12 protein-coding genes are annotated in these 13,212 nt (G+C 71.7%); 6 read left to right on the forward strand and 6 right to left on the reverse strand.

Features of this window, described 5'->3' with window-relative positions; translation table 11 throughout:
- Nucleotides 1-62: 62 nt before the first annotated feature.
- From ABZ937_RS10945 to ABZ937_RS10955, 3 genes are all read right to left on the reverse strand, one after another.
- Nucleotides 63-2,063 (reverse strand): ABC transporter ATP-binding protein, encoded by a 2,001-nt coding sequence (locus tag ABZ937_RS10945; protein WP_361688875.1) that lies wholly within the window; start codon nucleotides 2,061-2,063, stop codon nucleotides 63-65.
- Between the two features lie 116 nt (nucleotides 2,064-2,179).
- Nucleotides 2,180-2,311 carry a hypothetical protein gene (locus tag ABZ937_RS10950; protein WP_361688878.1) on the reverse strand — a complete coding sequence of 44 codons (132 nt, stop codon included), beginning with the start codon at nucleotides 2,309-2,311 and terminating at the stop codon, nucleotides 2,180-2,182.
- A 191-nt stretch (nucleotides 2,312-2,502) separates the two neighbouring features.
- A complete protein-coding gene (locus tag ABZ937_RS10955) occupies nucleotides 2,503-5,424 on the reverse strand; it encodes an FAD-binding and (Fe-S)-binding domain-containing protein (protein WP_361688881.1) in 2,922 nt (973 codons plus the stop codon).
- Nucleotides 5,425-5,580: 156 nt separating this feature from the next.
- Between ABZ937_RS10955 and serC the strand changes: the two genes are divergently transcribed.
- Nucleotides 5,581-6,699, forward strand: a complete 1,119-nt coding sequence (serC, locus tag ABZ937_RS10960) for a phosphoserine transaminase (RefSeq protein ID WP_361688884.1) — start codon at nucleotides 5,581-5,583, stop codon at nucleotides 6,697-6,699.
- Nucleotides 6,700-6,807: 108 nt separating this feature from the next.
- Here the strand turns inward: serC and ABZ937_RS10965 are convergent, their stop codons facing one another.
- The gene (locus tag ABZ937_RS10965) at nucleotides 6,808-7,788 is read right to left on the reverse strand and encodes a WD40 repeat domain-containing protein (protein WP_361688887.1); all 981 of its coding nucleotides are present in this window, start codon (nucleotides 7,786-7,788) and stop codon (nucleotides 6,808-6,810) included.
- Nucleotides 7,789-7,876: 88 nt separating this feature from the next.
- Here ABZ937_RS10965 and ABZ937_RS10970 point away from each other — a divergent pair, with 88 nt between their 5' ends.
- Both ABZ937_RS10970 and ABZ937_RS10975 read left to right on the forward strand, forming a co-directional pair.
- Nucleotides 7,877-8,560, forward strand: a complete 684-nt coding sequence (locus tag ABZ937_RS10970; RefSeq protein ID WP_361688890.1) for an SGNH/GDSL hydrolase family protein — start codon at nucleotides 7,877-7,879, stop codon at nucleotides 8,558-8,560.
- Nucleotides 8,561-8,647: 87 nt separating this feature from the next.
- Nucleotides 8,648-9,229, forward strand: a complete 582-nt coding sequence (locus ABZ937_RS10975; RefSeq protein WP_361688893.1) for a Uma2 family endonuclease — start codon at nucleotides 8,648-8,650, stop codon at nucleotides 9,227-9,229.
- An 8-nt stretch (nucleotides 9,230-9,237) separates the two neighbouring features.
- Here the strand turns inward: ABZ937_RS10975 and ABZ937_RS10980 are convergent, their stop codons facing one another.
- Nucleotides 9,238-10,164, reverse strand: a complete 927-nt coding sequence (locus ABZ937_RS10980; RefSeq protein WP_361689448.1) for an RNA polymerase sigma-70 factor — start codon at nucleotides 10,162-10,164, stop codon at nucleotides 9,238-9,240.
- Between the two features lie 193 nt (nucleotides 10,165-10,357).
- Between ABZ937_RS10980 and ABZ937_RS10985 the strand changes: the two genes are divergently transcribed.
- Entirely contained in the window at nucleotides 10,358-10,843 is a 486-nt protein-coding gene (locus tag ABZ937_RS10985; RefSeq protein ID WP_361688896.1) for a carboxymuconolactone decarboxylase family protein, read from the forward strand.
- 106 nt (nucleotides 10,844-10,949) lie between these two features.
- Nucleotides 10,950-11,945 carry an aldo/keto reductase gene (locus ABZ937_RS10990; protein WP_361688899.1) on the forward strand — a complete coding sequence of 332 codons (996 nt, stop codon included), beginning with the start codon at nucleotides 10,950-10,952 and terminating at the stop codon, nucleotides 11,943-11,945.
- Nucleotides 11,946-12,071: 126 nt separating this feature from the next.
- Here ABZ937_RS10990 and thpR read toward each other — a convergent pair whose 3' ends face one another.
- Nucleotides 12,072-12,644, reverse strand: a complete 573-nt coding sequence (gene thpR, locus ABZ937_RS10995; RefSeq protein ID WP_361688902.1) for an RNA 2',3'-cyclic phosphodiesterase — start codon at nucleotides 12,642-12,644, stop codon at nucleotides 12,072-12,074.
- A 40-nt stretch (nucleotides 12,645-12,684) separates the two neighbouring features.
- Between thpR and ABZ937_RS11000 the strand changes: the two genes are divergently transcribed.
- The gene (locus tag ABZ937_RS11000) at nucleotides 12,685-13,209 is read left to right on the forward strand and encodes a GNAT family N-acetyltransferase (RefSeq protein WP_361688905.1); all 525 of its coding nucleotides are present in this window, start codon (nucleotides 12,685-12,687) and stop codon (nucleotides 13,207-13,209) included.
- Nucleotides 13,210-13,212 lie beyond the last annotated feature (3 nt).

Consider the following 13,212-nt stretch of genomic DNA (forward strand, 5'->3'; position numbering starts at 1 on the left):
TCCAGGGTAATGGACTTCGTCAGGGGCGTGAACCCCTCACGCAACTGTCCCGCATGCTGGCATCAGATGCCCGGCCAGGCCTCCTCGTCACGGAACAGGGGGCGGCCGTCGGGCAGGGACGAGGGCACGTTCCCGTACGCCCCATAGTCGGCCTGGGGCCAGGCGCCCGCGGGGGCGCACACCTCGTACCCATACCCGTACTCGTGTGGCTGCGGCTGGGCCGGCGGCTCCTCCCACAGCGGCATGCGCAGCTCGCCGGTGTCCAGGACCGCGTTGTTCTGCGAGCGGTGCAGCCGGGCGTAGGCACCGCCGCGCGCGAGGAGCTCGTCGTGCCGGCCGGTCTCCACGATGCGGCCGCGGTCCACGACGAGGACGCGGTCGGCGTCGGGGGCGAGGTTGAGGTCGTGCGTGATCATGATCGTCGTACGGCCGGCCATCAGGCGGCGCAGGGGTTTGACGACGCGGCGGGCGGCCATCGCGTCCAGGCCGGTGGTCGGTTCGTCCAGGACCAGGACGGGTGCGTCGCGCAGGAGGGCGCGGGCGATGGCCAGGCGCTGGAGCTGGCCGCCGGAGAGCCGGGCCGAGTGGGGGTCGACCCGGGTGTCGTAGCCGTCGGGCAGCTTGAGGATGAAGTCGTGGGCGTCGGCGGCCCTCGCCGCTTCCTCGATCGCCTGGCCGCTGGCGCCGGGCCGGCCGCAGGCGATGTTGGCGCGCACGGTGTCGTGCAGCACCAGGGTCTCCTGCGGGAGCAGGGTGACGTACTCGCGCAGCCGGGCCAGCGGGATGTCCCGCAGGGGCACACCGTCCAGGCGGACGTCTCCGGAGTCCGGGTCGTAGAAGCGCAGCAGCAGCTTGGACACCGTGGACTTGCCGGCGCCGCTCGGACCGGTGACGATCACCAGCTCGCCGGGGCTGACGGTGAAGGAGAGGCCTTCCAGGGCGGTCCTGTCGGCGCCGGGGTAGCGGAAGGAGACGTCCCGGACCTCGACCGTGCCGTCCGGGCGGCCGGCGTCGGAGGGGTGCCGCGGATCGGTGACCGAGGGGCGGACGTCCAGGATCTCGATGAGCCGTTCCGCGCCCGCGGTGGCCGCGGTGATCGTGAGGCCGAGCTGGGCGAGGCCGCGGACGGGCGGGTAGAGGTAGCCGAGGAAGGCGGCGAAGGCGAGGAGCTGGCCCAGGGTCATCCGGCCGGTGGAGATCTCCCAGGCGCCGATGCCGATCACGGCGAGCACGCAGATCGTCTCGATGACCTGGACGAGCTGCTCGTACGCCTCGTTCAGGCGGGTGGAGCGGACGGAGGCACGGAACCAGGCGCCGGCCTCCTCGTGCAGCCGGCGGCGCTCGGCGTCCCGGCGGTCGTACGCCTGGGTGAGCACGATGTTCCCCAGCGACTCCTCCACCACCGAGGTGATCGCGCCGTCGGCGACCCGGCCCTCGCGGGAGACGTCCTTGATGGAGCCGGAGAAGCGGCGGGCGGCCAGCCAGAACAGGGGCGCGAGGACGAAGGTGGCGGCGGCCAGGTCCCAGCGCAGCCAGAACGCGGCGACGGCGTAGAAGAGGGCGGAGAAGGCGGCGGAGGCGGCACCGACCAGCCCGGACACGACCATCGTCTCGATGGCCTCCACGTCGCTGGTCAGCCGGGACAACAGGTCGCCCTGGCGGTGCCGTTGGAAGAAGTGCGGCGGCAACTGCTGCACATGGTCGAAGACATGCTCGCGCAGACGCATCACGAACCGCTCGGTGGCCCACGCGGCCAGCGAGTTGCCCGCGTAGGCGACGAGGGCGCCGACCACCGCGATCGCCAGCCACTTCACGGCCGGAGCCCAGAACGCGGCCAGCGATCCCTTCTGCAGGGCGTGGTCGGTGAGATCGCTGAACAACAGGATGGCCTCGGTCTCGGCGAGCGCGGCGAGCACCGTGCACAGCCAGACCAGCAACAGCCAGCGGCGCAGCCCTCTGGTCAGCGGCCAGAAACGACGGAACGCGGTGCGGGCCGGAATGGTCGGGGCGTCCGCGTATTCGACGTCCGCATATTCGGCGTCCACGCCGTCATCGATACCCATTCACATCCCCTCCGGAATTCTCTGCACGTTCTTTTCGCCGCCCCGTCGGAATTCTGGCGAGCTACGAGAAAAGGGGCCGACGGTGCACCATCGACCCCTTTCGGCTCAGCGTCGGATCAGCGGTCCTGGCCGGGCAGCGGCTTGGGCAGCGGCTTCGGCGCGTGCTTCTTCGGCTTCGGCTTCGGCGGCGGCGGGAGCTGCTTCGTCTTGGGCTTGGGGGGCAGCGGGGCAAGCTTCTTGAAGCTCATTTCCGTCTCCTGATGTCGCACTTTTCTGATGGGGTTGAATTCCGCGTCCGGAACCCGACAACGAAGAAGCTACACGCTTCTCGTCGCCCCGAACGGCAAAAATGGCAAAGGAGCGCTGTGAATCCCCTGGGAAAAGCTGGGTGTTGTTCGGCGAACCTGAGAATGCCCCAAGTACCGTCACCTCACCCTGGTCACCGGGCATCTCCCTCGGACGCGTCCAGGGCCTGCGCCAGTACCTCCGCCAGGTGCCGGCCCCGGATCCCGGCGAGTTGCTCCAGCTGGGTACGGCAGGAGAAGCCGTCGGCCAGGACCACGGTGTGGTCGGGCGCCTGCCGGACCGACGGCAGGAGTTGCTCCTCCGCGCAGCTCCGGGAGACCTCGAAGTGGCCCTTCTCGAAGCCGAAGTTGCCGGCCAGTCCGCAGCAGCCGCCGCTCAGTTCGCCGGTGAGGCCCGCGGCGGCGCGCAGCCGGCGGTCGGGGGTGTCACCGAGCACCGCGTGCTGGTGGCAGTGGGTCTGGCCGGCGACCGGGCGGTCCACGGCGGGTGGACTCCAGTGCGGGGCGTGCCGCTCCAGGGCCTCGGCGAAGGTGTGGACCGCGGCGGACAGCCGGGCCGCGCGGGGGTCGTCGGGCAGGAGTTCCGGGAGGTCGCCGCGCAGGGCCGCGGCGCAGCTCGGTTCCAGGACGACGACCGGGACCCCCGCCCGCAGCACCGGTTCCATCAGGTCCAGGGTGCGGCGCAGGACCGTACGGGCGCGGTCCAGCTGGCCGGTGGAGAGGTAGGTGAGGCCGCAGCAGACCCGGGCCCGGCGGGCCGTGAGCAGCACGGCCGCCGTCCTCCTCCTCCCGCCGTCCGTCCTGCCGTCCGCGAGGGTTCCGCGGCCCGGCAGCAGCGTGGGCGGGAGGGCCACCCGCAGCCCGGCGGCCTCCAGCACCCGCACGGCGGCCCGGCCGACGGACGGGGACAGGTGCTCCGTGAAGGTGTCCGGCCACAGGACGACCAGGCCGCCGGCGCCCTCGGCCGGCACGCCCCCGGCCGCCCGCGCCGGCTTTCGCCCGCGCCACCACCCCGTGAACGTCCGTGTCGCCAGCCCGGGGATCTCCCGCTCCGGAGCGATCCCGGCCAGCCGCTTGCCGAGGCTCGCCAACGGCCGTACCGACGCGAGGGCGTTGAGCAGCGCAGCCGTGCGCGTGCGGGCCGTCCAGCGGAGCCACTCCGGGAGCCGGCCCATGGTGTGGTGGGCGGCTGGGCGGCGGCGGCTGGCGTAGTGGTGGTGCAGGAACTCCGCCTTGTAGGTGGCCATGTCGACGCCGACCGGGCAGTCCGAGCGGCAGCCCTTGCAGGACAGGCAGAGGTCGAGGGCGTCCCGGACCTCCGTGGACCGCCAGCCGTCGGTGATCAGCTCGCCCGCCAGCATCTCGTGCAGCAGCCGGGCCCGGCCGCGCGTGGAGTGCTCCTCCTCGCCGGTCGCCCGGAAGGACGGGCACATCACGGCCGGGCCGGACACCGTCGTCGTACGGCACTTGGCCACGCCCACGCAGCGGCGGACGGCCGCCGTGAAGTCGCCGTCGTCCGCCGGGTAGCCGAAGGCCACGTCGACCGGGCGGCGGGGCAGGACCGAGAAGCGGAGGTTCTCGTCCAGCCGCGCGGGGCGGACCAGCATGCCGGGGTTGAGGAGGTCGTCGGGGTCCCAGAGCGCCTTCGCCCGCTCGAAGAGCCTCACCGTCTCCTCGCCGTACATCCGCGGCAGCAGTTCCGCGCGGGCCTGGCCGTCGCCGTGCTCCCCGGACAGGGAGCCGCCGTGGGCCACCACCAGGTCGGCCAGTTCCTCGGAGAAGCGGCGGAAGCGGCCGATGCCGGCCTCGGTGAGCAGGTCGAAGTCGATGCGGACGTGGATGCAGCCGTCGCCGAAGTGGCCGTACGGCGTGCCGCGCAGGCCGTGGGCCGACAGGAGTGCGCGGAAGTCGCGCAGATAGCCGCCGAGCCGGGCGGGCGGCACCGCGCAGTCCTCCCAGCCCGGCCAGGCCTCGGTGCCGTCGGGCATCCGGGTGGCCGTGCCGCTGGCGTCCTCCCGGATCCGCCACAGCGCGCGCTGGGCCGCCGTGTCCGTCACCACCAGGGAGGCGACGACATCGGCCGCGCGGACCATCTCCTCAGCCCGCGCGCGTGCCTCCGCCGGCGTCCGGCCGCCGGTCTCCACGAACAGCCAGGCGCCTCCCGCGGGCAGCCCGGCGCCGGCCGGCACCAGGTCGGCGGCCATGCCCTCCACCGTGAGCGGCCGCAGCGGCAGCAGGCCCGCGGCGGCCTCGGCGGCGGCGCTCTCGTCGGCGTACGCCAGCACGGCCAGGGCACGCGCGCGGGGGGCCTCGACCAGGCGGACCACGGCCTCGGTGAGGATGCCGAGGGTGCCCTCGGAGCCGCAGAAGGAGCGGGCGACGTCCGCGCCCTTCTCGGGGAGCAGCGCGTCCAGCGCGTACCCGGAGATGCGGCGGGGCAGGTCCGGGAAGCCCGTGCGCAGCCGGGCCAGTTCGCTCTCCGCCAGCTCGCGCAGCCCGTCCGGGGCGCCCGCCCAGTCAGGCCCGAGCCGCAGCCGCTGCCCGCGCGCGGTGACGACGGACAGCTCCCGCACGCTGTCCGCGGTCGTGCCCCAGGCGACCGAGTGGGAGCCGCACGCGTTGTTGCCGATCATCCCGCCGAGCGTGCACCTGCTGTGCGTGGAGGGGTCCGGGCCGAAGCGGAGTCCGTGCGGGGCGGCGGCCTCCTGGAGGCGGTCGAGCACGAGACCGGGCTGCACGACGGCCGTACGGCTGCCGGGGTCCAGCTCCAGCAGGCCGGTCATGTGCCGGGTGAAGTCCAGCACCACACCGGTGCCGGTCGCCTGCCCGGCGATCGACGTGCCCCCGCCGCGCGCCACCACCGGCACCCCGCGCGCCCGGCACACCTCCAGCGCGGCGGCCACGTCGTCGGCGTCTCTGGGGGCCACGACCCCCAGGGGGACCCGCCGGTAGTTAGACGCGTCCATGGTGACCAGCGCCCGGGCGGTGGCATCGAAGCCGACCTCGCCGCGGACGGCCCCACGCAGTTCCGCCTCAAGGCCCGAGAGATCCGTCATGCGTCCAGGATGCATCCGATCACGCACAGTCACCGAGACTTTTCCACAGCCCCGCTCGTATCGTCGTACGACATCACAAGTCCGCGACCCGGTGATCTCGTCTCATCGAACGGACACGTCTCCACCTCGCTTTCCGCCACCGGCTAACCTCGTCCCGTGGCCGACATCCAGATTCCCGCTGACATCAAGCCCGCCGACGGACGATTCGGCGCGGGCCCCTCCAAGGTGCGCACCGAGGCGCTGGACGCCCTCGCCGCCACCGGTACGTCCCTGCTGGGCACCTCCCACCGTCAGGCGCCGGTCAAGAACCTGGTCGGCAAGGTCCGCGAGGGCATCTCCGAGCTGTTCTCCCTCCCCGAGGGCTACGAGGTCATCCTGGGCAACGGCGGCTCCACCGCCTTCTGGGACATCGCCACCCACGGCCTGATCGAGAACAAGTCGCAGCACCTGAACTTCGGCGAGTTCTCCTCCAAGTTCGCCAAGGCCGCGAAGCTCGCCCCCTGGCTGGCCGAGCCGACCGTCATCGCCTCCGACCCCGGCACCCACCCCCAGGCGCGGGCCGAGGCCGGCGTCGACGTCTACGCCTTCACGCACAACGAGACCTCCACCGGTGTGGCCATGCCGATCAAGCGGGTCGAAGGGGCCGACGAGGGCGCGCTGGTCCTGGTCGACGCCACCTCCGGCGCGGGCGGCCTCCCGGTCGACATCGCCGAGACCGACGTCTACTACTTCGCCCCGCAGAAGTCCTTCGCCTCCGACGGCGGCCTGTGGATCGGTGTCTTCTCCCCGGCCGCGATCGAGCGCGCCGAGCGGATCCACGCGTCCGGCCGCCACGTCCCGGAGTTCTTCTCGCTCCCGACCGCGATCGACAACTCCCGCAAGAACCAGACGTACAACACCCCGGCCCTCGCCACCCTCTTCCTGCTCAACGAGCAGCTGGAGTGGCTCAACGGCCAGGGCGGCCTCGCCTGGTCCACGGCCCGCACGAAGGACTCCTCGACCCGCCTGTACAGCTGGGCGGACGAGGCCAAGTACGCCACCCCGTTCGTCACCGACCCGGCCAAGCGCTCGCAGGTCATCGGCACGATCGACTTCTCCGACGAGATCGACGCCGCCGCCGTCGCCAAGGTGCTGCGCGCCAACGGCATCGTGGACACCGAGCCGTACCGCAAGCTCGGCCGCAACCAGCTGCGCGTCGCGATGTTCCCGGCGATCGACCCGGCGGACGTCGAGGCGCTCACGAAGTGCATCGACTACGTGATCGAGAAGCTCTGACTTCTCGAGTACGACGACGAAGGGCGCCCGGTGAGGAACACCGGGCGCCCTTCGTCAGTAGAAGGCGGACGAGTACCGCCGAGTTCTGCCGCACCCGGTACGGCCGGTTCATCCACCGCGCCGCAGCCACCGCAACCCGAACAGCGCCGCCACGCCGACCGCGACGATCACGGCGCCCACCTTGAGGCTCGGGACGCCGCCGCCCTTGCCGTCCGCCGAGCGGGAACTCCCGCTCGCCGAGGGCGACTTCGCGGCGGGCCGGTCAGGGGCGTCGAGCGCCTGTACGGAACTGCTCGCGCCCTCGCTGCCGAACATCAGCCTGGTGCCGTCGGCGGAGTACGACACGGACTCGCCCTGCCCCTGCAACGGCACCTCAAGACGCCCCTTGCGCTTGATCCGGCCGCCGTTCCAGTCGTAGTAGATGCCGCCGAAGTAGCCGCGCACGGCGAGCTGTCCGCCGTCCGGGGAGAAGGCCGCGTCGGTGGCCCAGAGGTCGACGGGCGCGACCTGCTTGAAGACGTTCGCGCCGGACGTGGAGAGGGTGGCCGGGCCTTCGTACAGGTGCCCGCCGTCCTCCTTCTTGTCGATGATGTAGACGCGCCCGGTCTTCGGGTGGACCAGCAGCGACTCGGCGTCCCGCGGCCCGTCCGCGTACTTCACGACGTACTGCGTGGCCGTGACCGTCTGGTCCGTCAGCCGCTTCGGCTCGGGCAGCCGGTACAGCCACACGTACGGCCACTTGCCGCCGAAGTTGTCGCCGATGTCGCCGACGTAGATCTCGTTGTGCGGCCCGATGGAGATGGCCTCGACGTCGCGCGGGGAGCCGATGCCGCGCAGGGTGATCCGGGCGACCGTCCTGCCGGTGGCGCTGTCCACGGCGTACAGGTACGGCCCGTCGTCGCTGTCGTTGTGCGTCCAGTAGATACCGGGGTGCAGCCGGGAGGCGGCCAGGCCGCTGGACTCTGTGATCCGGGGGTCCTTGATGGTGAACCCCTGATCACCGGCACGGTCACCTCCGGCGGCGAAGGCGGGCAGCGCGCAGGCGCCGGTGAGCAGCACCCCGGCGAGGACGGCGAACGATCGACGCATGCCCCAAGCCTGCCATCCCCGCGGGCGGTTCAGCGGGCGTGGCGGGCTTCACACCCCACACGCGCGCGTGATCGTCCATCATGAGCGGATGCTCAGGTTCATGCCCGTAGGTGACTCCATGACGATCGGGAGCGCGGGCGAACACACCTGGCGTCACCGACTGTGGCGACACCTGTGCGAGACGTACGGCGGCCCGTTCACCTTCGTCGGCCCGCGCGAGGAACTGTACGACAAGGCCGCCGGGGCACCGACCTCGTACGCCTACGCCGACCCCGACTTCCCCCGCCGCCACCTGGCCGGCTGGGGCGAGGGCTGGCTGCACATGGCCCCACTGATCGGGGAGGCGGTGCGCGAGCACCGCGCGGACGTCCTGCTGGTCTCCCTCGGCCTGATCGACCTGGGCTTCTACACGAACGCCGAGCAGACGGCGGAGAACGTGCGGGCCTTCGTCGCCGGCGCCCGGGAGACCCGCCCGCGCATCCGCATGGTGCTGCTGCCGGTCATCCCGAACGTCCGGGCGGAGTCGGACGCGGCGTTCGCCGAGCAGGTGGACCGCTTCAACGTCCTGCTCGCCAAGGCGGTCGCCGACCTGGACGAACCCCGCTCGCCGATCCTGCTGGCCTCGCCGCCGGAGTCGTACGACATCCACCTCGACACCTACGACGGGACGCACCCCAACGCGAGCGGCGAGCACCGGATCGCGGGGGCGTTCGCGGGGGCGATGTGGGAGGCGTGGGGGATCGGACAGGCGTACGCGGCTGGAACAAGTTGACCGAAATCCGGCGTCTCCCGGCCGCGGTGCCTATCGTTGTACTGCGCGGCTGCACCTGTGCGTGGGGCAGCCGGGGAGGAGCGCCAAGTGACCGTCCTTGAAGACAGGATCGCGATGGCCGAGTACGACAACGAGAGCATGCTCGACGAGATGTTCGACCGGCTTGAGCCCGACCCCGAGGGATACAAGGTAGAGATCGTCGAGGGGACCGTCTACATGTCGCCGCAGCGGGATACCCACTGGGAAATCACCCTGGACATCATCCTGCAGTTGGGTTCCAAGTACCGCCGGCAACAGCTGAAGTCCGACGTCCGGATCGATTATCCGGGTCGCCTCAACGGTTTCGCCACAGATGTGACGCTCATCAGGGAGGGTGCGGTCAAGACCGAGAAGGGTCGCTGGCGCCACGAAGACGTCGAGTTCGTCGCCGAGGTCATCTCCAAGGGCACCGCTGCTAATGACTATGGTCCGAAGAAGGCCGCCTACGCCACCGCCGAAGTCCCCGTCTATGTCATCGCCGATCCGTACAAGGGCATGTGCTACGTCTACACCCAGCCCAAGGAAGGCGACTACATCACCAGGACAAAGGTCGAGTTCGGCACCGACATCGACCTCACCGGCACCGTCGTCGACCTCGTCCTCAAGACCGACGGCTTCCCCCGCGACTAGCCGCCCCCTCACCTGGACAGCGCCGTCTCCCGCCCGACCCGGGACAGCTTCTCCGGGTTGCGTACGGCGTACAGGCCGGTGACGCGGCCGTCGTCGATGCGCATCGCCACCACCGTGTCGATCTCGCCGTCGAGCCGGAGGATCAGCGCCGGGTAGCCGTTGACCTCGGCCGGCTCCAGCACCCCCGCGGCCCCGAACCGGGTCAGTCCGGCGGCCAGCGAGGCCACCCGCCCGGCCCCCACGATGGGCACCGGCGCCGCCTGGGCGAGACCACCGCCGTCCCCCAGGAACACCACGTCCGGCGCGAGGATGTCGAGCAGACGTTGCAGATCGCCCGTCTCGACCGCCCGGTGGAACGCGTCCAGCGCGGCCCGGGTCTCGGCCGGGGAAGCGCTCCCCCGCGGCCGGCGCGCGGCGACGTGGGACCGCGCCCGGTGGGCGATCTGGCGGACCGCGGCCGGGGCCTTGTCGACGGCCTCCGCGATCTCGTCGTAGCCGAGGTCGAACACCTCGCGCAGCACGAACACCGCCCGCTCCGTCGGCGTGAGCGTCTCCAGCACCAGCAGCATCGCCATCGACACGCTGTCCGCCAGCTCGACGTCCTCGGCCACGTCGGGCGAGGTCAGCAGCGGCTCGGGCAGCCACGGGCCGACGTAGGACTCCTTGCGCCGGGCGAGTGTGCGCAGCCGGGTCAGCGCCTGGCGGGTGGTGATCCGGACCAGATAGGCGCGCCGCTCCCGCACGGTGCCGAGGTCGACGCCCGACCAGCGCAGCCAGGTCTCCTGGAGGACGTCCTCCGCGTCCGCCGCCGAGCCGAGCATCTCGTAGGCGACCGTGAACAGCAGATCGCGGTGGGCCACGAACACCTCGGTGGCCGGGTCCGTACGGCCGTCCGGAGCGTGTGGCTCCGCCGTGTCCCGCGCCTGCTCACTCATCATCGGCTCCCGTCCGTCCTCGACCGTCCCTCACGCACAGGACGCCGGTCCCCGCCTCCTTGTGACACCCGGGGCGGGTGGCGCAGGTCACACGGACACGGCTGTCACACCGGCGGGCCGGCCGGCATCTCGTGGTCGTCACTCCGCGCCGGCGACCGGCGCGGGCACCGACTCCACGAATGAGGACCACGGCATGGAACCCCGTATCAACCTGATGACCAACGAACTCGGCGCCAAGCTCGGCAAGCGGTTCGGCAACCTCAGCCTGGCGATCGCGCAGTCGAGCCTGCCCAGGACCGTCCAGGAACTGGTGATGCTGCGCGCCAGCCAGATCAACGGCTGCGGCTTCTGCACCGACCTGCACACCAAGGAGGCGACGGCGGCCGGCGAGACCGCGGTCCGCCTCCATCTGGTGGCCACCTGGCGCCACACCACGGTGTTCACCGAGGCCGAGCGGGCCGCGCTGGCGCTCGCCGAGGAGGGCACCCGGCTCGCCGACGCCCAGCACGGCGTGTCCGACGAGACCTGGGACCTGGTGCGCAAGCACTACGACGACGACCAGACCGCGGCGCTGGTCTACCTGGTCGCCGTGATCAACGCGGCCAACCGGCTCGGCGTGATCGCGCGCAACCAGGGCGGCTCCTACGAGCCCGGCATGTTCGGCGATCTGTCGAGCTGACCGGCGTCACCCGCGCGCGCCCGGCCCGGCGCATCCGGCCGGCGCCGGGCGCGCAGGGCCGAAAGCCCTTGCCTGGAGCGCACTCCAAGCCGTTGGCTTGTGGACCATGGAGTACACGCAGCTCGGACGCACGGGACTCAAGGTCGGCCGCCTCGTCCTCGGGACGATGAACTTCGGCCCGCAGACCGACGAAGCCGACAGCCACGCGATCATGGACGCGGCGCTGGACGCCGGCATCAACTTCTTCGACACCGCCAACGTGTACGGCTGGGGCGAGAACAAGGGCCGGACCGAGTCCATCATCGGCAACTGGTTCGCCCAGGGCGGCGGCCGCCGCGACAAGGTCGTCATCGCCACCAAGGTGTACGGAAACATGGGCGCCGACGGCCAGGCCGCCTGGCCCAACGACGACAAGCTCTCCGCGCTGAACATCCGGCGCGCGGTGGACGCCAGCCTGAAGCGGCTGCAGACCGACCACATCGACCTCTACCAGTTCCACCACATCGACCGGAACACCCCGTTCGAGGAGATCTGGCAGGCGATCGACGTCCTCGTCCAGCAGGGCAAGATCCTCTACGCCGGCTCCAGCAACTTCCCCGGCTACAAGATCGCCCAGGCCAACGAGATCGCCGCCCGCCGCGGCGGCACGCTCGGCCTGGTCAGCGAGCAGTGCCTGTACAACCTGGCCGAGCGCCGCGCCGAGATGGAGGTCCTACCGGCCGCGCGGGAGTACGGCCTCGGGGTCATCCCCTGGTCGCCGCTGCACGGCGGTCTGCTCGGCGGGATCATCAAGAAGGAGGTCCAGGGCGGTCGCCGCGCCTCCGGCCGGGCCGCCGACGCCCTGAACGACCCGACGGCCCGCGCGCAGATCCAGGCGTACGAGGACCTGCTCGACAAGCACGGCCTGGAGCCCGGCGAGGTCGCGCTGGCCTGGCTGCTGACCCGCCCCGGCGTGACCGGCCCGATCGTCGGCCCGCGCACCGCCGAGCAGCTGGAGTCGGCGCTCAGGGCGATGGAACTGGAGCTGGGCGAGGAACTGCTGGGCGCCCTGGACGAGATCTTCCCGGGCCCGGGGCCGTCCCCGGAGGCCTTCGCCTGGTAGCCGAAGCCGCACGTGTCGGCGGCGGCCTACTTTCCGACCGCCGCCGACACGGCAACCACCACGAACATCAGCACAAGCACACCGGCCATGATCCGGTTCCGGGTTTTCGGTTCCACGTACCCGAGCCTAACCGGCCCCGCCGAACGCCCACCGCTCGACCGTCTCGTACCGGGGCTGCTCCCCGGGCGCGCCGGACTTCGGAAGGTGGCTGCGCACCAGAGCGAGGTCGGACACGGTCCAGGTCCGGCTGACGAACGAATCGAGCAGGTGGACGTACGGCCGTACGTTCACCGAGTCCCGACCGCGCGCCACGGTCAGATGGGCCAGATAGCGACGGTGCTCCGCCATCGCGACGCCGGACTTGCGCGCCGCCGCCTCCGTGCGGTCGGCCAGCAGCCGCATGGCCGGCAGGTCCCCGTCCGCGCCGACCCACAGCACCTGCCCGCGCCCGAACTGCCCGCCGCCCCGCAAGGCCAGCGGGAAAGGGGGCGTGCGACGGGCGGCGCGGCCCAGGCGGGCCGACAGGTCCGGTACGACGCCCTCGTCGACCTCCCCGTAGAACGCGAGCGTGAAGTGCCAGCCGGGACGGTTGGTCCAGCGCAGCCGCTCCGCGCCGGGCAGCTGCTTCAACTTCGCGACCTCGGCTGCCAGTTCATGGACGACGTCCTCCGGTGGCAGCACGGCGACGAAGAGTCTCATGCCTCCAGCTTGGCAGAACCTCGGCAGGCATGATGGGGCCATGACGATCACCATCCGAGAGGGCGGCCCCGCCGACCTCCCCGCGATACTCGGCATGCTCGACAGCAGTGTGGAGTGGCTGGTCTCACAGGGCCGCACCGTGCAGTGGGGCACCGAGCCGCTGTCGAAGCACGAGAAGGCGGTGGAGGCGGTCGGGCGTGCCATGGCCGAGGGCACCACGTACATCGCCGAGATCGACGGCGTGCCGGCCGCCACCCTCACCCTCACCGAAGGGCCCGGCTCCTACCTGTCCCACCTTCCGGCGCCCGGCGAGCCCGAGCGGTACATCCACTGGCTCGCCTCCGACCGCCGCTTCAAGGGGCGGGGCGCGGGCGCCGCGCTGCTCGCCCACGCCGCCGAGGTGACCCGGCGGGCGGGCGTCGGCCTGCTGCGGGTGGACTGCTACGCGGGCGGCGACCGCAGGCTGGTCGCCTACTACGAGGCCAATGGCTTCACCCCGACGCACACCTACACCCACGGCCCGGACGACTGGCCGGGGCAGGTGCTGGCCCGGAGGGTCGATTAGAAC

Origin of the sequence: Streptomyces sp. NPDC046727 (assembly GCF_040645635.1) — a bacterium.
In the GTDB taxonomy this organism is placed as follows: Bacteria; Actinomycetota; Actinomycetes; order Streptomycetales; family Streptomycetaceae; genus Streptomyces.

What these genes read in the sequence shown, in the direction of transcription:
- ABZ937_RS10945 (WP_361688875.1), bottom strand. Translation starts at nt 2,063, where the DNA reads ATGGGTATCGATGACGGCGTGGACGCCGAATATGCGGACGTCGAATAC.
- ABZ937_RS10950 (WP_361688878.1), bottom strand. Translation starts at nt 2,311, where the DNA reads ATGAGCTTCAAGAAGCTTGCCCCGCTGCCCCCCAAGCCCAAGACGAAG.
- ABZ937_RS10955 (WP_361688881.1), bottom strand. Translation starts at nt 5,424, where the DNA reads ATGACGGATCTCTCGGGCCTTGAGGCGGAACTGCGTGGGGCCGTCCGC.
- ABZ937_RS10965 (WP_361688887.1), bottom strand. Translation starts at nt 7,788, where the DNA reads ATGCGTCGATCGTTCGCCGTCCTCGCCGGGGTGCTGCTCACCGGCGCC.
- ABZ937_RS10970 (WP_361688890.1), top strand. Translation starts at nt 7,877, where the DNA reads ATGCTCAGGTTCATGCCCGTAGGTGACTCCATGACGATCGGGAGCGCG.
- ABZ937_RS10980 (WP_361689448.1), bottom strand. Translation starts at nt 10,164, where the DNA reads ATGAGTGAGCAGGCGCGGGACACGGCGGAGCCACACGCTCCGGACGGC.
- ABZ937_RS10985 (WP_361688896.1), top strand. Translation starts at nt 10,358, where the DNA reads ATGGAACCCCGTATCAACCTGATGACCAACGAACTCGGCGCCAAGCTC.
- ABZ937_RS10990 (WP_361688899.1), top strand. Translation starts at nt 10,950, where the DNA reads ATGGAGTACACGCAGCTCGGACGCACGGGACTCAAGGTCGGCCGCCTC.
- thpR (WP_361688902.1), bottom strand. Translation starts at nt 12,644, where the DNA reads ATGAGACTCTTCGTCGCCGTGCTGCCACCGGAGGACGTCGTCCATGAA.
- ABZ937_RS11000 (WP_361688905.1), top strand. Translation starts at nt 12,685, where the DNA reads ATGACGATCACCATCCGAGAGGGCGGCCCCGCCGACCTCCCCGCGATA.